The sequence below is a fragment of the Flavobacterium humidisoli genome, assembly GCF_023272795.1.
Taxonomy (GTDB): Bacteria; Bacteroidota; Bacteroidia; order Flavobacteriales; family Flavobacteriaceae; genus Flavobacterium; species Flavobacterium humidisoli.
In genome coordinates, this window is the sequence record NZ_CP096829.1 from 5,295,927 (window position 1) to 5,319,356 (window position 23,430).

Genomic DNA, 23,430 nt, shown 5'->3' on the forward strand with positions numbered 1-23,430 from the left:
ATACCGCATTTATCAAACTAATTCAAAATTAAAAAAACTATAAACTTGCTTTTACTTCACCACAAGTCAGCATGTTTTTTGGGTAGTACGGATTTTTGATTTCCTTACTATCACTTGTCCAAACCGCACCTGTCATTGGGCAAACTTGCAAATATAATGTCTCCTCAGCAGGTTTGAATTTTGAAGCCTGATCCCAATATTTTATAGAGAGTGTTTCAAAAATCTTACGCTGTTTGTTGATGTTTTTTGTTGCAGTTAATGCTGTAGCCAATTCGATAATTTCTTTTCTCGAAGTTGTAGCGGCATTCATGTTTTCTAAATTTAACTTTTTAAACTTGAAGTTTTTTAATGCACTTTTTAAAGCTTCTGCATTTTTAACAACCGCTAAACTGTCTGATGTTAAAAAACTGTTTTTTAAAGCCAAATAACTTTTTGTGATTTCTTTTTTCTCTGCTTCACGCTTTGCAACCAATTCAGGAGTTACTTCTTCTTTTGATGTTAGTTGCGCTTGAGCGAAAAAGCTAAAGAAAATAAATGCTATAACTAATAAATTTTTCATGATGTAGGTTTATCTAGTTTTGTAATGATTTTATCTATTTCTAATAAAATGCTTTCGTAGTGATCTTTATTAATTCCTGTTGAACCACTCATCAATTTTGCAACATCTGTTTTTAATTTCAAAAGATGCTGTTTCCCATACAATCTTACATCACTTCGCTGTGCTGCATTTGCTGCTTTTCCGGGTTCTAATTCTTTTGGCAATAAGAGCATTCCTAACTTTTCAACATAGCCACGCTGGAAACTTCTTCTATAATAATCTTGTTTTTCGTCTCCGCTAAATTTCACCCAAACCGTTTGCTGAACATCATTTAGAAACTCAGGAACTGTATATGCTCCTTCAGACTGCATCGATTTTAAACTGATATTATAAAGCATCCCAGAACTCAATAACATATTCAATACCTGATTCTGCTGATCTGAGATTTGGTCTTCTCTCTTTAAAGCAATCAAATCATCAATTTCCTGCGGATACATCCAAAGCGGTGAAACAAATAATTGTCTTCCTAAATAATCGATTGCTGCTTTTACTTTTGCTTTAGGAACTGGTTTATAAACTACTCCTTTTTCATCGACTGTTCGTTTTGTAATGTAGTTGTTTCCAATATTTTTCAGAACATGATATAAATACAATCCGTATTGTCTTACTACAGCTTTGTGCATGTCTGCTAAATTATCGTACGGATCGTTTGGCTGATACGTCCATTCGATAAGATGAGGCACTACACGTTTAAGGTTTTTAATTCCGTAATCGCTGGCCAGTACCGCATCGTCTCCAAGATCTTCTGATTGACTACGCGGATCTTCATCTTTTCCTTCTCCACCAAACCACAATTTCGGATTTGCCGTTAAACTATCAGTTGTTAATTGGGCTAATAATTTCTCTTCTTCAAACTCATCTTTAGTATTTGGGTAATATTTATAACCCCACTCAACAGCCCATTTATCATAACTCCCAATACGCGGATAAAGACCTATTGGACTAATATTATCTTCAGGCTGTGCTACGTAATTAAAACGGGCATAATCCATAATAGAAACAGTGTGTCCATTTTCTTCCACCCATTTTTTATCACGAAGTTTTTCTACCGGAGTTGCACTGCTCGCTCCCATATTATGACGTAAACCAATGGTATGTCCGATTTCGTGAGAAGAGACAAAACGGATTAATTGCCCCATTAATTCATCATCTAAATGCATTTTTCTTGCTCTTGGATCTAAAGGTCCAGCCTGAATCATGTACCATCTCTGCACCAATTTCATTACATTATGATACCAGCCAACATGACTTTCCATAATTTCACCACTTCTTGGATCACTAATTCTTGGCCCGTAAGCATTTGGTGTTTCAGAAGCTAAATATCGTACTACAGAATATCTTGCATCTTCCAAACTCATGGTTTTATCGTCTTCTGGCCACTCTTTACCCACAATGGCATTCTTGAAACCTGCTGCTTCAAAAGCTTTTTGCCAATCGTTGATACCTGCAATTAAATAAGGTCTCCATTTTTTTGGCGTTGCAGGATCGATATAATAAACAATCTGTTTCTTTGGTTCTACCAATTCACCTCTCAAGTATTTTTTAATATCCTTGTCTTTTGGCTCTAAACGATAGCGCTGCACAATGAATTTCTTTTGAGCACGCTGTTCATCATCATCAAACAAAACATATTTATTGGCAAAATAACCTACTCTTTCATCGAAGAAACGTTTGCGCATCGGAGTTTTCGGGAGCAATACAATCGATGTATTCAATCGTAATGTTATGCTTCCGCTGCTTGATGTAGAACTTGTATACGTTTTTGTTGTTTTGGTTTCAATATTAATTGGATAGGCATCGATACTTTCAACAAAAGATTTGTCATCAGCAAGAGACGTTAATTTTTTCTCCGTTTTGTCCTGACTTCCGATAGAAAACATGGCATTGTCTTTCTTAAAAACATCTGTTACTTCAATAACCACATCTTTTGTATCTGGATTGGTCGTTTTTATTGGAAACGCAGCTACAATCGGATTCTCGTTGCTTCCTTCTAATGCTTTTGCCAGCATCGAGTCGGCTGAACGAACATCTTGCCTGTATTGTAGTGATCTTAAATAAACTGTATTATTGGAACCTTTTTCAAAATAAATAGTCTGTTCGTTGGCTTTTTCTCCACCAAAAGTCCCAAAACCTTCTGGTGTTGAAAGATATCTCGTTACAACAAGCATGTATCGATTAAATAAACTATCTGGAATTTGAAAGTAAAATTTAGTATCGACTTGGCTAACCGTAAAAAGACCTGATTTGTTTTTAGCCTTATCCGTAATTATTTTATTGTAAACCTGCATACCTTTTGGCTGTGCGCTAGTACTATCGGCTTTCTTTTCGGGAGTCTGAGCAAAACCATGCTGCCAAGCCGACAGCATGATTAGGGATATAATTAACTTTTTCATTGGGATTAAAACGGAACTTTTTCGTCTGTATTTAAAGTAAGTTTTGGATTTTTTGTCAACGCCGATAAAGGAAACGGAACGATATACAATCTTGAATTAGGCTGTAAGGTGTATGTTTTCTGTGGAACTGTTTTGTTTACAAGTGGAAAAATTCTCGTAATTGTTTTTGCATACTCGGTTTCTGTATTTAATCTTTTTAGATCGAAAAATCTATTGAAACCAAAAAGCAATTCTTTTCTTCTTTCATTAATAACAAGTTCCATTGTTTCTTTTCTTGTAGCTGGAACTTCTAAGTTTACTGTTCCAGATACAATACGTTTTGCCCTCAAGGTATTCAAAACAGCTACCGATTCGCTAAATCTATTTTCTCTAGCATAACATTCTGCAAGAATTAAATATACTTCGGGTGTTTTCATGCCAACAGTGGGATAAAAGAACCTTGTATACTGAGTTCCCCAATATGCTGTATTCGAACCTTGATCTAAATTGGTTGCACTTGTAGCATTAAAGAACAAATTAAAACGCGCATCATTTGTTCCGAATAAAGTTCTCAATTCTGGGCTGATGATATAAAGCTGTCCAAAATTCATTTCGTTATACCCTGTCATGTACATATAACTTAATACCTCTATATTGTCTGCTGCAGGAACAGCAAGAGATGTTGGTCCGCCTTTTGCATTATAGGCAACCATATCGAATAACTGATTATTGTAGCTCAACGATTTTTGAGCTGCCGTTTCTGCTGCTACAATTTCGCGTTTAAACAAATGTACTTTCGCTTTAAAAGCATAAGCAAATGCTAAAGAGGGATGATAAACATCGGTTGGTTTTTCCTGAAGATAAGGTAATGCTTCTTCTATATCTCGCTGAATAAAATCATAAACCTGGGCAACAGTAGATTTTGCAGGCTGTGCTTCTAGATCAAATTTATCCATGATACAGATTCCACCGTCAGTTGCTGCTGTTTGCGGATCATAACCTTTTGCGTAAGTATTTAGCAATAAAAAGTGATCATAAGCTCTATAAATTTTAGCTTCAGCTTTAGCCAATCTTTTTACATTTTCATCTCCTTTACTGTTATCAACCAAAGAAATAATAGTATTCCATCTGTTGATATAAGTGTACGCTTGGTTATAAAAGCTTGAACCCGTCATTAAAGAAACGCGGTCGACACTTTCGTCAAAAGTAAAATTAAGAATATCGATGTTTGGCGTTCTTCCGATTACGTTGGCTTCTCTCATCCATTGATCGTCAGATAAATATTGAAAGTTATTAATCGGATAACCTCTTCCTGGAAGCGATACTAATTCAAGAAATTGTTCTGGTGTTTCTATCACCAAAGCACCTTTTGGTGTAATATCTGTATATTCTTCGCATGATGATACAGTCAACATCATGAACGACAGCAGTGTTATATATAAATTTTTCATTTTTTAAAGAGTAAGATTAAAGCCAAACAAATATGTTTTTGGCAATGGTAAATTACGTGTTGCAGCATTTGCGCTATAAACTTCTGGATCAATATGATTTCCAGCTGCACTCCAGTACCAGATATTATTCATCTGGAAAGTAAATTTTGCCGATGTCATTTTAATTTTGTTTGCAAAATCTTTCGGCAGATTATAACTTAAAGAAATATTTCTAAGTTTAATATAATCTCCATCTACCACATTGGCATCAGAATTTCTCCACTGACTGCTAATCGTGTTTGCATAATTTCTAACACTTTCGTCAAAATCTACATATAGACGTGTATTGCCATTTTGGTTTGCATCTGTATAACGATCTGCAATTCCTGAAAGCGTAACTAAATCCGACCCCATGTCAAGCGTTTCTTTACGCATTACGTTTCCGCCAGAAAAAACAAACAAGAAATTCAAATCAAATTGTTTATATGAAAAACGCTGTGAAAACGAACCTGTATAAGTTGGAACAAGGCTTCCCATATTTACTAAAGCCTCTGGACTAGTAACCGTTTTAATACTCGTTGATATTGGATTTCCGTTTGCATCAAAAGTGATTGACGGATTTCCGTTTTCATCCAAAACATAAGGATAACCGTTTACTGTTCCTCCATATTTGTAAGCATACAAACTATTATAAGTATCATTTTGCAAGAAATAATCTCCTGGCGAACTAATGTAAACAGAAGCTGAAGACATTGCTCTTGTAATTTCTTTTACAGTCGTTTTATTGAAAGCAAAAATTAAATTAGAAGTGATACGAAAATTACCTGTATTGTACCATTCAGAACCTGCGCTAAATTCGATTCCTTTATTTAACAATCCACCCGCATTAATTCTTCTTGACAAAGCTCCAACTGTAGGATCTAAATCTGTTGTCGCCAATAAGTCGCTGCTGTATTTGCGATATACATCAATAGTACCATTTAATTTTCCTCTAAACAAGCTGTAATCTATCCCAACATTGGTCGTTTGCGTTTTTTCCCATCTTAACATTGGGTTAGGCTGTGCTGTAATATTGGTATATTGTAATGACTGATATAGATTATCGTTTCTTCTAGTCGCTGTAATATATGGTGTTGTACTTTGGTCGATGTTACCATTAATACCGTAAGTCGTTCTTAACTTCAGCATATTAACCCATTTTACTTCTTTCATAAAATCCTCATTGCTAATATTCCATCCTAAACCTGCTGACCATAAGGGACGGTTTTTATATTTCGGATCAACTCCAAACAAATCGGCTCTATCTACACGGTAACTCCCCGTAATGTTGTATTTAGATAAATAAGTATAACTAGCTGTACTGAAAACCGAAAAATATCGATGTAAAATTTCTGTCTGTGTTCTTGGTACAGTTGCCAAAGTTCTGTTGTTTCCATAAATGTAGCTTGCCACTCCCGTTTGGCTCAAGGCAAGATTGTTCATAACGGCAGAAGAAAGTGTTACAGGATCATAACCATAACGCAATTGTTCGATGGTTCTAGGAAGAAAAGTTTCACGCATTTCAAAACCTGCCAAAGCATTTATCGAATGTTTTCCGTCGCCAAATTCTTGATTAAAATCTAACTGATTTCTAAAAGAATAGTTACTTGCCTGACTGCTCAATTGTTTGTATCGTCCGCCTGTAGAAAAACCTTCGACATACGTATAAGCTTTTGTAGTTGGGTTATATCCGGTTAATGAATTAATCGCAGAACGCATTTTATAAGAGTTGACATCGTAATACTGTTCGTTGTCGTTTCTTCTTACTTCGTACTGAAATTGTGTATTAAAACTTAATCCTTTATACAATTTCGCTTTTATGTTGGCAAAAGTTCTTAAGCTTAAAGAATTTTGTTCTTCGATACCTTCTTTTAGTGAGTTTAAAACATTAAATTCTGTCGATTTAAAACCACTCAAACTTGACAATTTCTCTGCTACAGCTGGATTAATAATTCCTCCAGAAGTAAATCCATCTGCAATACCCACAAACGGAGCTATTACAAGGTTCCCGTTATCGTCTGTGATACGTTCATATCTCTTTTGAATATCGTAATTGCTATAACTTCCATCTGTATTCTCATCATTGCTGTAAGTTCCGTTTACACCAAATGTTGCGTTTAACCAATTATTAATTTGAAAACTACTTTTAGCATACAAATTAAATGATCGGCTTTTGTTGTTTACAATTCTCTCTTTTGATTCATCATAATTAAGAGAAACGTAAGTATTTTGTTTTGAAGTACTTCCTGAGAATGCAATATTGTAACGTTGTCTAAATTCGTTCTGCCACACATTGTCATGATAGTCTTTTATATAATCATTCTTTCTCCATTGGGCAATCGTACTATCAAAATCAGCATTGGTAATTTTTCCTTCTTCCAAATTTCTGTTTAACTGATAAAGCGGACTGTAGTATTTCATACTCGAGTTCCCAATATCACCATAGCTGTTGAACATCGTTGATGTATCGGCATATCTTGCTCTTTCTCTATTATAAACTGCCTGTTCAAAATCGATTAAATCGCTAGTAGAAGCATAATTCATATCTCTCAAATTAGGTTTGCTTGAGATAAAGAAATCTGAATTTATGCTAACTTTCAATTTACCGTTGCCTTTTTTGGTGGTCAAAACGATAATTCCATTTGCCGCTCTAGAACCGTAAATAGAAGCCGCTGCCGCGTCTTTAAGAACGTCAACACTTTCTATATCATAGGGATTAATATCATTTAAAGTCAATTCGGTTGGCAAACCATCAATTACCAAAAGCGGACTGTAACCAACTTGATCAACAGAAAAAGTACCAATACCTCTCAAAATAGGTTTGTCTGCTGCGGCACCACTTGGATTTTTCTGAAACATCAAACCTGCAACACGCCCTTCTAATGCACTGGCTAAGTCGGCATTTATATTTTCGTTTAATACCTTTTCATCCACTTTAGTAATAGCACCAGTAAAATTACTTCTTGCAATGGTCTGAAAACCCGTTACCACCACTTCTTTCATCGCAGCAACTTTGTCTTCTACCACAAGAGTTAATTCTTTACGTCCTGTAATGGGAAAAGATTTCTTTTCGATCGTTAATCCTGTACAATCTAAAACACCACTTGAGGGTACGCCATCAAAAGCAAAACTTCCGTCAAAATCGGTTACGCTTACTCTGTTTGTTCCCCAAATCGTTACAGACACACCAGGAAAAGGTTCGTTTCTATTATTTACTACCTTTCCTCGTATATCTATTAATCCGTTTCCCTGCTCCTCTTCTTTTGAAGCAGTTACCACAATAGTTTGGTTGGTAATCGAATATTTTAAATTCTGATTTTTAAAAATCTGATTTAAAGCTTCTTTTACATTAGTATTCTTAACATTAATACTAACTGGTTTTGAATCTTTAAGCAGTTTCTGAGTATAAAAAACTTCATAATTGGCTTGTTTTGCCACTTCTTTCAAAACTTTTTCTAAAGGAGCATCTTTAAAATTTATGCTCACATTCTGCGCTTGTCCAGTAAAACTGCACAACGCGATAAAAACAGTGCATAGCGCCCATAAATGAGCCGAAAAATGAACTTTAGGAATCTTTTTTTTAAGTTTTTTGTAAGGTTTTTTTGGTTGTAAATTTAATTTCATACATTTACATTGGTTATAGTTAAACAATAGTGGACAACTTATATTGGCTATAAACTTTTTAAACAACCAGAAGCATCGCAACTGCCTCTGGTTTTTTAGTTTATAGACTCAATATAATCGGTTAAATAAGATCTTACGGATAGACTATAATCGTTTTTCCTTCAACCTTAAATTTTATATTACTAAGCTCAAGTACTTTTAATACCTCAGACAAATTTTTATTTCTAAATGTACCTCCGTTAAATCTCACATCCGAGACATCACCGCGGTATTCTACTTTAATTCCGTACCAGCGCTCCAACTGTTTCATTACTGATTTTAAATCGGCATTATCAAATTTAAATCGGCCATTTTTCCAAGCAATTGCGGCTTCCGTATCGACTTCTTTAACTGCAATCTTACTAGAACTTTCAGATATATTGGATTGCTGACCTGGCTTTAAAATCGCCTTCTGATTTTTAGAAGAAACAGCAACACTTCCTTCTAATAAGGTAGTTTTTATTACAGCTTCATTATTGTAAGCATGGACATTAAAATGTGTCCCTAAAACTTCGATTGTTTGGTTAGCTGATTTTACTAAGAAAGGCTTGCTTTTATTTTTAGCAACTTCAAAATAAGCTTCTCCTTCTAACTCAACAATTCTTTGATCACCATTAAACTGAGTCGGATATTTGATAGACGAGACAGCATTCAAGAATACTTTTGTTCCATCTGCCAAAACAATATTATATTGTCCGCCCGTTGGTGTCGAAAGTGTATTAAATGAATTTGCATCTTCTTCTGAATCATCAGCATTTGGGTTTATTACATAAGTAATCACTCCATTGGCATCCATTTTAATGGTTACCTCATCTTGATCTTCTTTAGCAATAATATCTTTTGAAGAAATATCAGAAAGTACAATCTGCTTTCCGTTCGAAAGCGTTAAAATTCCTCTGTTACCGCCTGGAGCAATTTCTTTTGGCTTTTCAACAACCTGAATATTTTCTTGTTCTACTCGCAATTCCGATTTTGTAAAATAGAATATTCCTGCCCCAAATAGTAACACGATAGATGCAGCGGCGGCAATACGAGGCCAAAGATTTACCACTTTTGTTTGTTGCGCTAAAGGAAGTCTCAATTTCAAATGTTCGTAACTATCTGCTAGTTCGTATTCGCTAAGCTGTTCATTACTATTTGCCGCTTTATGCAAATACCATGAATCAAGCTTATCTTTATCTTCATCAGATAAAGTGCCATTTTGATGTTTTTTAAGCAGTTCTAAAAATTCAGTTTTATTCATAATTACAACACGAAATTTTGTCTTGTTTTATAATAAGACAGTTAGAAATGGCTTTTGTCATAGATGAAAATGAAAAAAATATTAATTTATCATTAATAAATTCATCAAAACGTTAGTTTCTCTTTATTAATGAGGTTTTTATGAGTAGATTTTATTTTAAAATTTAACAAAAAGAACAAGAAAAATTTACCAGACAAAAACATTCAACGCCGATTTTAGCTTTTCGCGAAGAATTTTTAACGAATTATAAACTTGTTGTTTAGCCGTTTTGTCTGTTATGTTCAATTGAAGTGCAATTTCGTCGTATGACAGTTCTTCTACTTTTCTTAAAAGAAAAACTTCACGCATTTTTTCAGGAAGCAAAGCAATTTCACTTTCAATAATAGCTTCTAATTCTTTTTCTCTGAGTTTAGAATCTGCAAAAACATAATCATTTTCAATAAAGTTCGAAATAGAATCTGCATAACGAGCAACTACTTTTTCGTGAGCAATATGATTCAGGATTCTGTTTTTGGTGGCTTTGTATAAATAAGAAGATAATGATCCTGTGATTTCCAATTCCTGACGTTTGTTCCAGATAAACAAAAAAACTTCCTGAACAACATCATTGGATTCATCATGATTTCCTATCATTTTATAGGCATGATTTACTAAAAGTCTAGAATATCTTTCGAAAATTTCTGTATAGGCCAATTGATCATCATCCTTTAGGAGATTTAATAAGATATGATCAGCATATTTGCTATAAACAGACATTAATTAATAAAAAGTGAGGATCAAAAACGCAATATTAAACAATTTTAATGTTAAAAGCCAAAAGATTATTAAGTTTAAAAAGGCGCAAAGGATTTCGTAAACCTTTTTGAATAAAATTCAATATGATTAATCTTAATAATATTGAACAGCAGTATTATAGTTGAAAAAAGTGGTCGTATTTTCAAACTTTTTGCTTTTTTATGGCTAAATTTAATGGTAAATGAAAATTTGACAATACAATAAAAAAATTATATAAAACATTTAGCGGTTTAAGACTGTAATTTAGAATAATCTAAAAAATTACAAATAATTATTTCACCTTTAAAACCGATTAATATGAGATCCGACAATTACACATCTGAAGAATTTGAAATGAATTCTTATGAGGAACAACTACTACTAAATTATGATGACTATTTAGATGGTGACTACACGAATAGGTTGACAGCCTCTAATCACTATAATCTAGAGCTTGGAGAACTGGAAGATAATCTTGGATATGATTTCGATTCAGAGTATGATGAAAATGACTGGGAGGAAGAAGAAGATTTGGATGGAAATCTTGCGGGAGAATATGATGAGAACGAAGAAAAGCCTGGAAGTTTTGAAATGTTAAGCTAAAAAATACTGGTATGAAAAATTGGTCTCTTGTTCTAATTTCAATTTTCTTCTTTTCATGTTTCAATTTTCTTCTTTTCATGTCAGCAAAAGGAAAACAAAAAAGCTTCTACAGAATCTACTACACCTGTTGTTCAAAAAGAAAAAAAACAGGAAAATGAACAAATAGGCGACACTATTGCTATGAATTTGAAGAATGAAGAAAATGTGTTTGCAGCTGAAGGGCGTTTAGATTCTCTAAATTCAAAAATATATGTCAAATTTAACAGTGATGATTTTGGTAAATTAAACGCTCAAATTGTTCCCAATACAGGAAAGGGAAACATTCGTTTTAATCAAATTATTTTTCCTGATAAAACATCAGACGGCCCTTTCGGAATGGACTTGAAAATTCCGCTTCAACAAAAAGGAACTTATATTTTAGTTATCGGACATTCTCTAATGGCCGACAATCCGTATTATGGTAAATTTAAAGTGCAGTTAAATATCCAAAAAGAATAAGGCGTTTAAAATTATGCTTTTATTCTCCTTTTATTTCTAGCCCAATAAGTAAGATATGCAATTCCCAGAATTAACACCAATATATCAAATCTAATGATTTGCGGTATACGGTTGATTTGATCGTTATAGTAAGTTCCTCCTAAAAGAGCTCCCAAACCGATTCCGAGTTCCATCGAAATATACATCGTTGCGACGGCTTTTCCTCTATGCTCAGGGTTACTCATATCTATTGTCCATGCACTAATCGCTGGTGACAAAATACCTGTACCGACTCCGTAAATTCCGGCTCCAATTAATAACATATTGATATCTCTTCCTGCACTTATTACAAAAAGAGCAATCGAAGTTATGATTAATCCAGCCATGATCACTTTTGGACGGCCATGCCTATCAGAAACTTTTCCCGCACCAAAACGAACCATAACCGAAGCTACCGTAAAAGCAGTAAAAAATATTCCCTTATTTGTTGCTCCCAGATGCTCACTCCAATCTGGAATTAAGGTTAAAATAAGTCCGAAAGCTGTGTACGAAAGAAAAGTGATGATTCCCGCTGGAAATACATTTCTATCTACAATATCGTTTCTGCCAATAATGAACATTGATCGGTTCAATTTTTCTTTTGCTACAAGAGTTTCCTTCATGTTCATTACGATAATAATGGAAAAGAAAGCCAAAAATGACGAAGTATAAAACATTACATTGATTCCGTACGAATTCACAATCATACTGCCCAGTGCTGGTCCTAGCGCCCCACCAATACTGAAACATAATCCGTGCATTCCGAGTGCTTCTCCCCATCTATGTTGCGGAATAATATCTGCCACATAAGCCGATGTTGATGTAGGCTTAAAACCAGTTGAAAAACCATGCACCAGGCGCAGCAGTAAAAATCCTGAAACAGAACTCAAAATGGGATACAAAAATCCGCAGATCACACATACAGAAGATCCTATTGCCATAACCGGAACGCGTCCCCATTTATCGGTAAGTTTACCGCTGAAAGGTCGCGAAATTGCTGCCGTCAAGGTAAATAAGGAAATAATAAGCCCTTTATATTCTGCTCCTCCCAAACTGCTTAAGTAATTTGGAAGCTCGGGTATCATCATATTAAAACTTGATGAAAACAACAAAGAACTCAAGCAAAGTAAAATGAATTGTAAGGTATAAATTGATTTTTCGTTTTGTGACATTATTAGATTTTTATATAACTAAAGGCAGATAGATCATTATGATTCTTTAAAATAATTCCAGCTGATTGTTTGGGTTTATAGGTTTCTTTTTTGGTGGTTTTGCATCGCCAAAAACGGTTCTTCCTCCATATTTATGCGATTCCTCTCTTTCTCTCTGGACAAGAGCATCAAAATTGGAATTTGGCGTAAAACTTTCTTCTGCTTTTCTTGAAATTTCAGATAGTTTTTGAATGGCGCTCAATTTGTCGCTATTCCCGATTTTGGCACGATTAATAGCTCTTTGAAGTGTGTCTATGGTTTCATCATAGATTTTGACCGGAACAGGAAACGGATGTCCGTCTTTTCCGCCATGAGCAAATGAAAAACGAGCTGGATCTTCAAATCGTGTCGGAGTTCCGTAGATTATTTCGCTCACCAAAGCTAAAGACTGCAAAGCTCTTGGACCCATTCCTTTTAAAAGCAGTAATTCTTCAAAATCTTCTGGTTTATTTTCGTGAGTCGTCCAAAGCATTGCGCCCAATCTTTTCATGTTTACATCTTCCATCCTTACATCGTGATGCGCAGGCATAGAAAGATGCTGCATTTCTTTTATGATTTTGACTGGCGATTCTTTTACCAATTCTAAAATACCTTCACGAGATTTTGTTGCAGCACTGGCCGTAAGATTTAAAATATCACCTTGATTTTCGCCATAAATAAAAGTATGGGGTTCATTTATAAAAGACTTTAAATCTTGTGAATGCCAATGGTATCTTCTGGCAGTTCTAGAATTCGGATTCATTCCCTGCTGAATAACAGCCCATTGCCCTTTATTATCGACAATAAAATTGTGTTGATACAATTGAAACCCGTCTTGAATGGCGGTATTGTCGACTTTTGCGGTAAGTCGGCTACAACTGGCAAGATTAATTCCGTCAAGACCTGTCTTCTCTCCAACAAATAAAAGTTCCTGCGGTGTAGCCATCGAATACTTTCCTTTGCCTCCGCAGATGTAAATTCCGAGTTCTTTGGAGTGCGGATTAACCGATTTTTTTAATGCTCCAAGCACCGAAGTTGTAATTCCAGATGAATGCCAGTCCATTCCCATAACGGCTCCAAAACTCTGAAACCAAAACGGATTGCTCAATTTACTTATAACTTCGGCAGTCGAAAACTCCATTGCAATGGTTTCTACAATCGCAAAGCCCAGTTTAGACATTCGTTCAGCAAGCCATAATGGAACATGTCCATAATGTAAAGGAAGATCTGCCGTGCCTGAACGTTTCATTTGCTAAAATTATAATCCTGCAAAAATACTTTTTTTAATTGTGAATTATAAATTGTGAATTGTTAATTCAAATGTAAAAAGTAGGAATTGAAATGTGAGATGTGAAAAACGACTTACTTAACGCATTTCACAATTAACTAATTTCAATATCTTCTACAGGTTCTTCAATGGGTTCTGAATTATCATCTAGCCAAGCAACAAAGAGTTTGTAGCCTATTGAAAACACAATTGGTCCAACAAACAATCCGATAAAACCCGACATGATAAAACCACCAATTACACCTAGGAAAATAACTAGCATTGGCACAAGAGCGCCTTTTCCTAGCAACAATGGTTTTAGAACATTATCTGATAATCCGCTGATAATGAAAAACACTGTCCAAAAAATAGCATAACCAGAATCTCCAGTTGAAAAAAGATAAATAATAACTCCGATATTTATTATAATTGGCCCAATCTGTAAAATTGAAAATATCAAACAAATCAAAGTCAAAATTCCCGCATACGGAATATCTGCCCAAAACAATCCAATTGCCTGAATAATGGTCTGAATAACAGCAACACCCAAAATCCCTTTAACCACTTGATAAATAGTTGAAACCGAAATGGTCATAATCTCTTCTGCCTCACTTCCTGCAATTTTTCTAAGGAATTTCATAAAGAAAGTTTTAGCGCTTGGAGATACTAATAGAACGCCTGCAATAATAACCGATAGGAGAAATTGCAGAAATGCAGCGCCAGAACTCAAAATACTCGCCATGATTTTAGACGACAATTCTCTTATTTGATCTTGATATTTTACAACGCTCTGCTCCAAATCTGTAGATAAAGACAGTAAAAATTCATACAGAGGCTTGCCAATTATTGGCCATTCTTTTATAGAAGCTCCTGGCGGAGTAATTTTAAGCGTTCCTGCCTCAAAACTGTTTTTTAGTTCTAAAAAATTTCCCGTTGCTGCTTTTAGGAAATAAATAAGAGGCACGACCATTATGGCAATAATCAAAATAGTGATAACAACTGATGCTAAGGTTTTTCGCCCCTTTAATATTCGCTGCAACGAATTAAACAGCGGATAAAATACAACAGACAATATTACTGCCCAAAGAATAGGCATAAAAAAAGGCAACAGTAATTTAAGACAAAATCCCACAAGGAGAAAAATGAAAAATAACTGCAAAATAGTATCAAAGAGTTCTTTCCTTTTATTCTGATTGATTGTTTTCATGGTTATTGTTTTTGGATTCTGCTATCCCACTATTATCATTCCTGTATAAATCTAAACAATTATTATTCAATACTTTACAATACAAACCTTCAAAATTGTTCCATTTTATAAGATGGAACAACTTCGAAGGTTTCTAAATCATATTTTAAACCAAAAAAATTGCAACAATCAAATGAGATTATTGCAATTTTACAAATAAATCAAAATGTAGTTATCGGCGTATAATTTATATCATTCTGCTTTTTTGGCATCCAATAAGATCGCCAATTGAATGCAGGGCGAGTCGGATCGATTGCTCCAAGCGTGATTGGTTCCGCGTTGAATTACAATATCACCGGCATGCAATAAAGTTTCTTCCTCGTCTACAATCAGGTAAATTTCACCCGAAATGATGATAATATAATCTAAAGTATCCGTTTGATGCATCAGCGGATGTGGTTCTCCTTCTAAGGCTATCACTCCCAAATCTTTATCGGGCGGAATCTGGACATAACGAAAATAACTTCCGTTTTTTGGTGTATTTGGAAAAGCGGTGTTTTCAATAACTTTCTCCTCAAATTTTGCTGGCGTTGAATCTGTCGACCAGATATCTGAAATAATTAATCCTGGAAAATGTTCCGTTACGTTCGAAACGATTTCATCTTGCACTATAATTGATTTTCCGTCTCGCAAACCCGTTACGATTCTTCTTGGTATTGTTCTCATTTAATTGACCTTCATTATTAATTTTCGTCCACTGGTTTTGTTTTCTCTCAAAATAGTAAGTGCTTTATCTACTGTTTCTTTGCTCAAACCTCCCACTACATTGATATTTGCCGTTGTAATTATTTCATTTTCGATTAAATCACTCAACTCTGTTAACCCATTTTTATAGTAATCGTATTGTTTTTCAACTCCATACGCATAATTTGAAATATTATGAATTGTAGCGCCTCTCGAAAAAAGAATTCCACGAGATTCCGGCGTAGAAAAATTCGTGACATCAATAAAAGTTCCGTTTATTTTCAAAAGTTTTGCTGCAATTTCGGCCACATTGTTTCCAACTAAATCTACTGCGATATCAAATTTTTGATTTCTGTTTAAAGTAAGAGCCTTCTCGTAAATGTCTTCTTTTTTATAATGGATGATCTGTTCTGATTTAATTCCAAGATTCACTAAAGAAGCAATACTTTCTTCGTTTCCAGCTGTAACCACAAAATTGGTAAAACCTTTCGCGATAAGCAGTTTCATCAAAACATTCCCTACTCCGCCAGCTCCGCCCGTAATTAATATCGAATCGGTCAAAGAAGCATTCATTCGTTTAAAAGACTGCAAAGCCGTAAGTCCAGCTGATGGAATTCCTGCCGCTTGTTCAAAAGAAATATTCTGTGGTTTCTTTACTGCAATTCCCGCTGGAACACAAATATATTCAGCATACGTGCCATTTGATCCCATACTTCCAGAACCGCAAAATACTGCATCTCCAATTTTAAATTCTGTAACCTCAGCGCCAATTGCTGTAATTATACCTGCAAATTCTCTTCCTAGAATTGGAGAATGTATCAGCTTTCTTTCCGAGCCGTCTTCGGTCATTTGATAATCAATCGGATTAAATCCTGAAGCCATAATCTTAACCTGAATATTATTCGGTTCAGGTTGTGGAATCGCTACTGTTTCCAGTCTAAATTCGTGGTTTTCCTGTAATACAATTGCTTTCATTTTTATTATTTTAGTTTACAAAAGTATCGCCGTAATGCTTTATTTTTGTTATGGGTTAACCCAAGGTAACCGGTTACCAAAGAGAAACTAGTATGGCAAAAATTAACGATAATGGAGTACTTCGCGAAGCCAATTGTTCTGAAGAACTTATGGCAATGCGTGACAGTCTTGATGTTTTGGGTGGTAAATGGAAATTGATGATTCTAAGGTTTTTAACCAATAGAACGCATCAGGTGATTCATTTTAAAAAAATGCAACGTGAAATAGATGGAATTTCGGCTAAAATGCTAAGCAAAGAACTCAAAGAACTGGAAACCAATTTACTTATTACCAGAACAGAACAAAATACCAAACCTGCTACGGTAATCTATGCTATTACCGAATATGGAAAATCGGTGCTTCCGGTTACAGAAACTTTAGTCAACTGGGGATTGGCGCATCGTGAAAAAATTATTGAATCGCTTAAATAATTCTAATTTTTTCTACCGACGAGAAATTCCTACGGGATTACTCATTGGAAACCTGACAGGTTTTATCCCGAGGATTTGGGACTGTCAGGTTTAGCACTTAACTAACTATACTTAAACTAACTTAAACCATTCGTTTACTTCTCTTGCAATGGTATCTTTAATTTCCGGATTTTCAAATTCATTTGAAACCGAATTATATTCATAATCTTTTTTCCACTTTTTATAATTCAGAGCCACTTTTTCAATCGCATCACAGATGTAAAAGAGCTCTTCATTACTCATAATTGGATGCAAGGACAAACGTACCCAGCCTGGCTTATTGATCTGGTTTCTCTGCAATAATTCGTTTGTGATTTGTGCTGATTTCTTTTCGCTAATATTGAACAGATAATGCGCATAAGTACTCGCACACGACCAGCCGCCACGAACTTGAATTCCGAAACGGTCGTTTAACAGTCTTACAATCAAATTATAGTGAATATCTTCAATAACAAACGACACACAACCTATTCTTTCTGTAGTTAAATCTCCTAAAATAGATAAACCTTGAATTTTTTGAAGCCTCGAAAAACAAAGATCCAGCAGTTCTTTCTCTCTTTTTTTGATATTCTCTACGCCCATTTGCTCTTTCAATTCTAAAGCCAATGCCGTTCTAATCACCTGCAGAAAACCTGGAGTTCCACCATCTTCTCGAACTTCTATCACATCGCTGTAACAATATTTCCCTAACGGATTTGTCCATTTTACATTTCCTCCGCCCGGATTATCCGGAAAATCAGATTGGTATAGTTTTTCATTGAAAACCAAAATACCACAAGTTCCAGGGCCTCCCAAAAATTTATGAGGCGAAAAGAAAATCGCGTCCAATTGTTCTTCTGGATCTTTTGGATGCATATCAATCTTTACGTACGGTGCCGAAGCTGCAAAATCTACAAAACAAAGTCCGCCGTTTTGATGCATGATTTTCGCCAGTTCATGATAAGGCGTGATAATTCCTGTAACATTCGAACAAGCCGTAAAAGACCCTATTTTTAAGCTTCTACCTGCATATTTTTTAATTTCTGCAGCAAGAACTTCTGGATTGACTAAATTATTTTCGTCAGGCGAAAGAATAACCACTTCTGCATTTGTTTCATACCACGAAACCTGATTAGAATGATGTTCCATGTGTGTAATGAAAACCACAGGTCTGTCATCTTCAGATTTTGTTCGAAGTGCCATAACACGCTGTAATTTAGATAAAGCAGCCGTCATACCGCTTCCAGTAGTTACCAAAACATCAGATTCATTGGCATTAACCGCCTTTTTAATACGATCTCTCGCATGCTGATAAGCATAAGTAGAGGTTTTTCCTGTCTGACTTGAAAGTGAATGCGTATTGGCAATCATTGGACCAATTTTATGGAGCATTATATCTTCGATCGGATTGTATAATCTTCCGCTGGCAACCCAATCTGCATAAACCAGATTTTGTTCTCCGTAAACAGATTCGAAAATATGATTTATTCCTACTGTATTTTCTCTAAACTTAGAAAAGTAACATTCAGGCTCTGTTGGTTTTGTTGTTGGCTCAATCGCATTCATTTCCTTATCATTTTAAATTAACAAATTGTATTATTGCGTTTCTTATTTTGTATTTTTTCTTTATTAGATTTTACTTTCTAAAAGCGTTTTTAGTGTAGACTGTAATTCTTCTCCATGCAGATTTTTAGCGACGATTATTCCCTTAGAATCCACTAAATAATTTCCCGGAATGGCTCTCACACCGTATAATTTAGCAACAGCACTGTTCCAGAAAAGTAAATCTGAAACATGCGTCCAGGTTAAATTATCGTCTTGAATTCCTTTAATCCAGTTTTCTTTCTTCTTATCTAGAGAAATCCCTACGATATTGAATCCTTTATCGTGAAACTCTTTGTATGCCGATACAATATTCGGATTCTCTCTTCGGCATGGACCGCACCAAGAAGCCCAAAAATCGACCAAAGTGTACCCTTTTAAATTATCATAAAGTCGAACTGGCTTTCCGTCAGGATCATTGGCTGTAAAATCAGGGGCTTTTTTACCTACTGCTAATCCGTCTAAAACAATAGCCAGTTCTTTTAATTCTTTCACGTAAGTGGTATTTTGAAGACTCTTATCCAGCAAAGCAATATTTTGTGTAATCTGTTCTGGCGTTAATCTATAAGACCAGTTTCTGTACAGTACATATGCTGAAACAATAGATTTTGGATGTTCTGTTATGAATTTGCTGATTTCTACATCTTTACTTTTTTTATAAATTTCGAACAAATCCTGAGAAGCTGAACCTTCAACCACAGAAGCTGTATAATACTTCTTTGGACTCAGTTTTACTGTAACTGGATCTTTTTCGAGAAAAACATACAAGGGCGAACTTTCTGTATTGACACTCAATCCGTATAATTCTGGCGTTTTTACTTTTGTTTTAAAACTAAAATTCCCATCTTTTACTTTTACCGAATCTATCGTGGTAAACATTTTATTGTGAAACTTCTGCAGGTAAACATATTGCGCAACGGTATCGACAACAGTTCCTTTTAATTGTAAATTGTTTTCCTGCGCTTGAGTTTGAAAAGCTCCAAAAAGCAAAGCAAAACCTAATAGTATTTTTTTCATTTTATTTTTAGTTTTAAGATTAGACAAAAGCATTTCAGGCCAATGAAAAAAGCCATTAGCGTTATTATTGTTTATAAAAGAAATTGGAGAGAAACTTGTGTTTTTACCTTTAGAAAAAGGCAAAACTGTTTTCTTCAAAAATGGAATTCAAAAGTTCATAACTGGCGTACAAAATTGATTCTGCTTTCATAATAAAGATTTTAAATGGATGATCTTAAACAGATTTACGGAGAAATCTTTCTTATCTGCCCGCACACTGCGGAAGGATTTAGCACCTTATTCGGCAACAGGTTGCTAAGACTTCAATGGGCCTATTCCCTCAGTCTTTCTGGATAAGTATCATTATATAAATTTTCTGTGATACAAATATATATTAATTCTACCGAATTAGTCAAGTTTAAAATACATTTTTTTGATTTTTTTATTAAAAAGATTATTCAAATACAATTCAATATTTTAAAAATCAACACATTAAAACAAAAAACACTTTTTGGGCAAGCAGTTTTTTATAAAAGGAATTCATACGTTTTACCTTTCAAGAAAAGAAAACACAGTTTTATTCTGCAAGAAAAACATGCAGATATTTATTTTTTTCAAGATTTGAAAAAGTTTCTTTTAATCCATTCTCAAGATTTGAAGTAATTAATCTCAAGGCCTGTTTTAAGTCATCAAAATTATTTGGCTTCACAAAATAGCAGACTGCTCCAAGATTGGCAGCGGTATCCATATCATTTATGTATGAAGAGGTAGAAATCATAATTACAGGAATATCTTTATAGCGTTCTTCTGATTTTAATTGCTTCAGACATTCCCAGCCATTCATAATTGGCATATTTAAATCTAGAAAGACAATTTCTGGAATTTTATCCTGATTTTTCAGCGTATTTAGCACACCGTTACCATTTTCTGAACAATGGCAAACAATGCTTTCATCTATTTCTGCCAATGCTTCGCAAAACATTTCTGCATCATCCTGATCGTCATCTGCCAATAAAATCATCTTTTCTTGCATAATTAAATGTCTTTTACTTTTTGCTCAAATGGCAATGTTATAATAAAAATGGCTCCTTTATTAGCAATTCCTGTGGCCTTAATACTTCCGCCGTGACGTTCGGCTATTTTTTTACAAAGCGACAAACCTAAACCCGTTCCTTCATAACGATCCTTAGAATTTAAACGTGTAAAGGTTTCAAAAATTCGTCCTGTTTGATCCAGATCAAAACCAATTCCGTTATCTTCTACTGTAATTACCGCAATTCTATTGCCTTCCTCAATTTGTTCTGTTGCTGTGATACTTATTTCTGGCGGAGTATCTTCTTTAGCAAATTTAATAGAATTATTAATAAGGTTATAAAACAGCTGATATAATAATACAGAAGCGCCTTCTATAACTGGAAGTTCTTCAAAATAAATTGTACCATTTGTATTTTGAAGCGCAATTTCAAGATCGGTTTCTATATTTTTAATCACTTCATTTAAATCGACTATTGTTGTTTTTTGCGAATCGGCATTCATTTTGGAATACGCTAATACGCCATCAATCATATTAAACATACGATCTGCCGCAACATGAATTCGTTCAATATATTTTGATGAAGATTCATCAAGCTGTCCGGCAATATGATCTTCTAGACGACTTAAAAAAGTCTTTATCTTTCGAACTGGTTCTTTTAGATCATGCGACGCAACATGGGCAAACTGCTGTAAATCGTCGTTAGATCTTTGCAGTTCTTTAGTACGATCTTTTACCAAAATCTCAAGTTTTTCAGTAATTGACTTTTGTTCGTGAATATCCGTACAAGTACCAAACCAATTGATAATGATGCCTTCTTTATCTCTAATAGGAAGCGCTTTACTTAAAAACCAGCGGTATTCTCCCGTATTGGCATTTTTTAAACGAAATTCAGTCTGATAAGGAACTCCTGCATGAACACTTTCGTACCAAGTTTTTGACACTAAATAAACATCGTCTGGATGTAATTTTGAAATCCAGCTTGGATCTCCAAATTCATCTTCTATATAACCCGTATATTCGTACCAGCGGCTATTGTAATAATCGACAAAACCTTCAGAATTGGCTGTCCAAATAATTTGAGGGACCAAATCTGCAAGCTGTCTAAATCTTTCTCCACTTTCGGCGATAACATTTTGAAGTTCTTTCTGCGAAGTAATATCACTCGATGCACCAAACCATTCAATAATCTTTTCTTGATCGTCTAATATTGGCACCACTCTCGAGAAAACCCAGCTAATAGAATCGTCTTTATTTATAACCCTGTGCTCCATTTCAAAAATGGATTTTTCTACTATCGATTTAGAAATAAGATGGACAGCCATCTGCAAATCGCTAGCATGAATAAATTTATCTAACCAATTGACACCACGTTCTCTTTGATTAACCAAACGTCCGTCTCCTTCTAAATCCTGCATAATCATCCAATCGGCATCCATTCGATAAACCAAATCAGATGATGCATTGATTAAAGCTCGAAAACGGCTTTCACTTTCTCCCATTTTTTGGCGTGCCACAACTTGTTGCGTGACCTCAACTGCCACCTGTATCATTCCTGTTATCTCTCCATCTTCAATTAACGGACGATAAGCCAAATTATAATAATAGTCTTTTAACTCGCCTGTACGATTATGCGGAACCAAAACTTCACTTTGATCAAAAGGAATTCCTTCATTATAAACCTTTAAAACTTGCTCCCAAACATATTGCCCTTCGAGTTCTGGCAAAACGTCAATCAGTCGCATGCCAATAATTTCTTCTCCGCGTCCAATCATTTGCAGCATATGACTATTGATCTGCTCAATAATAAGATCATCACCTTTAAGCACTAGAGTCGGAGCTGGAGTTTGGTGAATCATTTTGCGAAAACGATTCTCACTTTGCTGTAATTTTTCTTCTGCTTGTTTACTTTCTGTAATATCTCGCGTTGTTCCAGCAACAAGCTCTACTTCACCATTTTCATTAAAGACTGGAACAAAAATATAATCGTAAATTCTTCTTCCCAATTCTGCGTGCGGAAAAGAAACTGTTCCTCGAACTGGCTTTTTCGTAGTTACCACAGTATCTATCTCTTGTTCATGCATTTCGGCATGCCAATCTTCATAACCATTTTCAATTAATCCGCGTCCGATTGCGTCTTCTGCAGATTTACCCCACATCGTCAATAAAGCTTTGTTTGCGTAAGTAAATTTATAATCAAGACTAAAGACGTAAACCAGATCAGGTGTTCCGTTTAGTATAGAATTGTATAGTCTTTTTTGTTTTTCTGCATCAAGCAATGCAGTATTAAGAGCTGTTTCGGCATGTTTTTTTTCAGTAATATCTTCCATTGTTACCACCAAAACATCGTCTTGTTTTACAGCAGTAAATCTGAAACATTGTTTGTTGGTTTCTTCTCCATACCATTGCTCAAAATTGGATGTAACTCCAGTTTCTGCCGTTTCAATAAACTGTTCTAAAATATTGGTTTCTTTTATTTTAGTGAAAACTTTACTGAATGGTTTTTCTTTGTATTCTTTATCATCAATCCAGTTGATGATATAAGTGTTAAACAATAATATTGAAAAATCTTCTGTTTTGCCTTTATTATCGTACAAAGACTTTAAAACTGCTATTCCATTTGGCGCAGAATTAAAGACGGTTTGAAAAAGGTCTAAATTATTTATTAGCTCCATTATCGTACTAAATAAAGGTAATTTCTAAAGTTGCTT

At 34.8% G+C, this 23,430-nt stretch carries 18 protein-coding genes and 1 riboswitch; of the genes, 3 read left to right on the plus strand and 15 right to left on the minus strand.

What is annotated here, in order from left to right; all coding sequences use genetic code 11:
- Nucleotides 1-37 precede the first annotated feature (37 nt).
- The 6 genes from M0M44_RS22295 to M0M44_RS22320 all read right to left on the minus strand — a co-directional run bounded on the left by M0M44_RS22295 (nt 38) and on the right by M0M44_RS22320 (nt 10,101).
- Entirely contained in the window at nt 38-559 is a 522-nt protein-coding gene (locus M0M44_RS22295) for a DUF3347 domain-containing protein (RefSeq protein ID WP_248727699.1), read from the minus strand.
- Nucleotides 556-2,991 (minus strand): zinc-dependent metalloprotease, encoded by a 2,436-nt coding sequence (locus tag M0M44_RS22300; protein ID WP_248727700.1) that lies wholly within the window; start codon nt 2,989-2,991, stop codon nt 556-558. The genes M0M44_RS22295 and M0M44_RS22300 overlap by 4 nt, the downstream gene beginning before the upstream one ends.
- 5 nt (nt 2,992-2,996) lie before the next feature.
- The gene (locus M0M44_RS22305; protein ID WP_248727701.1) at nt 2,997-4,421 is read right to left on the minus strand and encodes a RagB/SusD family nutrient uptake outer membrane protein; all 1,425 of its coding nucleotides are present in this window, start codon (nt 4,419-4,421) and stop codon (nt 2,997-2,999) included.
- Nucleotides 4,422-4,424: 3 nt separating this feature from the next.
- On the minus strand, nt 4,425-8,063 hold the full coding sequence (locus M0M44_RS22310; protein WP_248727702.1) for a SusC/RagA family TonB-linked outer membrane protein: 3,639 nt from the start codon (nt 8,061-8,063) through the stop codon (nt 4,425-4,427).
- 133 nt (nt 8,064-8,196) lie between these two features.
- A complete protein-coding gene (locus tag M0M44_RS22315) occupies nt 8,197-9,345 on the minus strand; it encodes a FecR family protein (RefSeq protein ID WP_248727703.1) in 1,149 nt (382 codons plus the stop codon).
- Between the two features lie 186 nt (nt 9,346-9,531).
- Nucleotides 9,532-10,101 (minus strand): RNA polymerase sigma factor, encoded by a 570-nt coding sequence (locus M0M44_RS22320; RefSeq protein ID WP_248727704.1) that lies wholly within the window; start codon nt 10,099-10,101, stop codon nt 9,532-9,534.
- A gap of 336 nt (nt 10,102-10,437) precedes the next feature.
- Between M0M44_RS22320 and M0M44_RS22325 the strand changes: the two genes are divergently transcribed.
- On the plus strand, nt 10,438-10,722 hold the full coding sequence (locus M0M44_RS22325) for a hypothetical protein (protein WP_248727705.1): 285 nt from the start codon (nt 10,438-10,440) through the stop codon (nt 10,720-10,722).
- Nucleotides 10,723-10,902: 180 nt separating this feature from the next.
- Nucleotides 10,903-11,220 carry a hypothetical protein gene (locus tag M0M44_RS22330; RefSeq protein ID WP_248727706.1) on the plus strand — a complete coding sequence of 106 codons (318 nt, stop codon included), beginning with the start codon at nt 10,903-10,905 and terminating at the stop codon, nt 11,218-11,220.
- Between the two features lie 11 nt (nt 11,221-11,231).
- Here the strand turns inward: M0M44_RS22330 and M0M44_RS22335 are convergent, their stop codons facing one another.
- The 5 genes from M0M44_RS22335 to M0M44_RS22355 all read right to left on the minus strand — a co-directional run bounded on the left by M0M44_RS22335 (nt 11,232) and on the right by M0M44_RS22355 (nt 16,600).
- Nucleotides 11,232-12,410 (minus strand): MFS transporter, encoded by a 1,179-nt coding sequence (locus tag M0M44_RS22335; RefSeq protein WP_248727707.1) that lies wholly within the window; start codon nt 12,408-12,410, stop codon nt 11,232-11,234.
- 46 nt (nt 12,411-12,456) lie between these two features.
- The gene (locus M0M44_RS22340; protein ID WP_248727708.1) at nt 12,457-13,677 is read right to left on the minus strand and encodes a DUF763 domain-containing protein; all 1,221 of its coding nucleotides are present in this window, start codon (nt 13,675-13,677) and stop codon (nt 12,457-12,459) included.
- 133 nt (nt 13,678-13,810) lie between these two features.
- A complete protein-coding gene (locus M0M44_RS22345) occupies nt 13,811-14,902 on the minus strand; it encodes an AI-2E family transporter (RefSeq protein WP_248727709.1) in 1,092 nt (363 codons plus the stop codon).
- Between the two features lie 231 nt (nt 14,903-15,133).
- Nucleotides 15,134-15,607, minus strand: a complete 474-nt coding sequence (locus M0M44_RS22350) for a cupin domain-containing protein (RefSeq protein WP_248727710.1) — start codon at nt 15,605-15,607, stop codon at nt 15,134-15,136.
- A complete protein-coding gene (locus M0M44_RS22355) occupies nt 15,608-16,600 on the minus strand; it encodes an NADP-dependent oxidoreductase (protein WP_248727711.1) in 993 nt (330 codons plus the stop codon).
- A 92-nt stretch (nt 16,601-16,692) separates the two neighbouring features.
- On the opposite strand from M0M44_RS22355, the gene M0M44_RS22360 reads away from it, so the two are divergent.
- Nucleotides 16,693-17,070: a winged helix-turn-helix transcriptional regulator gene (locus M0M44_RS22360; RefSeq protein WP_248727712.1), complete on the plus strand. Its 378-nt coding sequence runs from the start codon at nt 16,693-16,695 to the stop codon at nt 17,068-17,070.
- 111 nt (nt 17,071-17,181) lie between these two features.
- On the opposite strand, the gene M0M44_RS22365 is transcribed toward M0M44_RS22360, so the two are convergent.
- The 4 genes from M0M44_RS22365 to M0M44_RS22380 all read right to left on the minus strand — a co-directional run bounded on the left by M0M44_RS22365 (nt 17,182) and on the right by M0M44_RS22380 (nt 23,394).
- Nucleotides 17,182-18,654, minus strand: a complete 1,473-nt coding sequence (locus tag M0M44_RS22365; protein ID WP_248727713.1) for an aminotransferase class V-fold PLP-dependent enzyme — start codon at nt 18,652-18,654, stop codon at nt 17,182-17,184.
- Nucleotides 18,655-18,717: 63 nt separating this feature from the next.
- Nucleotides 18,718-19,707, minus strand: a complete 990-nt coding sequence (locus M0M44_RS22370; RefSeq protein ID WP_248727714.1) for a TlpA disulfide reductase family protein — start codon at nt 19,705-19,707, stop codon at nt 18,718-18,720.
- Nucleotides 19,708-19,945: 238 nt separating this feature from the next.
- Nucleotides 19,946-20,046: riboswitch (SAM riboswitch) on the minus strand.
- Nucleotides 20,047-20,263: 217 nt separating this feature from the next.
- Nucleotides 20,264-20,719: a response regulator gene (locus M0M44_RS22375; protein ID WP_248727715.1), complete on the minus strand. Its 456-nt coding sequence runs from the start codon at nt 20,717-20,719 to the stop codon at nt 20,264-20,266.
- Between the two features lie 2 nt (nt 20,720-20,721).
- The gene (locus M0M44_RS22380) at nt 20,722-23,394 is read right to left on the minus strand and encodes a PAS domain-containing sensor histidine kinase (RefSeq protein WP_248727716.1); all 2,673 of its coding nucleotides are present in this window, start codon (nt 23,392-23,394) and stop codon (nt 20,722-20,724) included.
- Nucleotides 23,395-23,430: the final 36 nt, after the last annotated feature.

What these genes read in the sequence shown, in the direction of transcription:
- M0M44_RS22380 (WP_248727716.1), bottom strand. Translation starts at nt 23,394, where the DNA reads ATGGAGCTAATAAATAATTTAGACCTTTTTCAAACCGTCTTTAATTCT.
- M0M44_RS22350 (WP_248727710.1), bottom strand. Translation starts at nt 15,607, where the DNA reads ATGAGAACAATACCAAGAAGAATCGTAACGGGTTTGCGAGACGGAAAA.
- M0M44_RS22320 (WP_248727704.1), bottom strand. Translation starts at nt 10,101, where the DNA reads ATGTCTGTTTATAGCAAATATGCTGATCATATCTTATTAAATCTCCTA.
- M0M44_RS22305 (WP_248727701.1), bottom strand. Translation starts at nt 4,421, where the DNA reads ATGAAAAATTTATATATAACACTGCTGTCGTTCATGATGTTGACTGTA.
- M0M44_RS22335 (WP_248727707.1), bottom strand. Translation starts at nt 12,410, where the DNA reads ATGTCACAAAACGAAAAATCAATTTATACCTTACAATTCATTTTACTT.
- M0M44_RS22300 (WP_248727700.1), bottom strand. Translation starts at nt 2,991, where the DNA reads ATGAAAAAGTTAATTATATCCCTAATCATGCTGTCGGCTTGGCAGCAT.
- M0M44_RS22340 (WP_248727708.1), bottom strand. Translation starts at nt 13,677, where the DNA reads ATGAAACGTTCAGGCACGGCAGATCTTCCTTTACATTATGGACATGTT.
- M0M44_RS22375 (WP_248727715.1), bottom strand. Translation starts at nt 20,719, where the DNA reads ATGCAAGAAAAGATGATTTTATTGGCAGATGACGATCAGGATGATGCA.
- M0M44_RS22325 (WP_248727705.1), top strand. Translation starts at nt 10,438, where the DNA reads ATGAGATCCGACAATTACACATCTGAAGAATTTGAAATGAATTCTTAT.
- M0M44_RS22345 (WP_248727709.1), bottom strand. Translation starts at nt 14,902, where the DNA reads ATGAAAACAATCAATCAGAATAAAAGGAAAGAACTCTTTGATACTATT.
- M0M44_RS22355 (WP_248727711.1), bottom strand. Translation starts at nt 16,600, where the DNA reads ATGAAAGCAATTGTATTACAGGAAAACCACGAATTTAGACTGGAAACA.
- M0M44_RS22310 (WP_248727702.1), bottom strand. Translation starts at nt 8,063, where the DNA reads ATGAAATTAAATTTACAACCAAAAAAACCTTACAAAAAACTTAAAAAA.
- M0M44_RS22365 (WP_248727713.1), bottom strand. Translation starts at nt 18,654, where the DNA reads ATGAATGCGATTGAGCCAACAACAAAACCAACAGAGCCTGAATGTTAC.
- M0M44_RS22330 (WP_248727706.1), top strand. Translation starts at nt 10,903, where the DNA reads ATGAATTTGAAGAATGAAGAAAATGTGTTTGCAGCTGAAGGGCGTTTA.
- M0M44_RS22360 (WP_248727712.1), top strand. Translation starts at nt 16,693, where the DNA reads ATGGCAAAAATTAACGATAATGGAGTACTTCGCGAAGCCAATTGTTCT.
- M0M44_RS22295 (WP_248727699.1), bottom strand. Translation starts at nt 559, where the DNA reads ATGAAAAATTTATTAGTTATAGCATTTATTTTCTTTAGCTTTTTCGCT.
- M0M44_RS22315 (WP_248727703.1), bottom strand. Translation starts at nt 9,345, where the DNA reads ATGAATAAAACTGAATTTTTAGAACTGCTTAAAAAACATCAAAATGGC.
- M0M44_RS22370 (WP_248727714.1), bottom strand. Translation starts at nt 19,707, where the DNA reads ATGAAAAAAATACTATTAGGTTTTGCTTTGCTTTTTGGAGCTTTTCAA.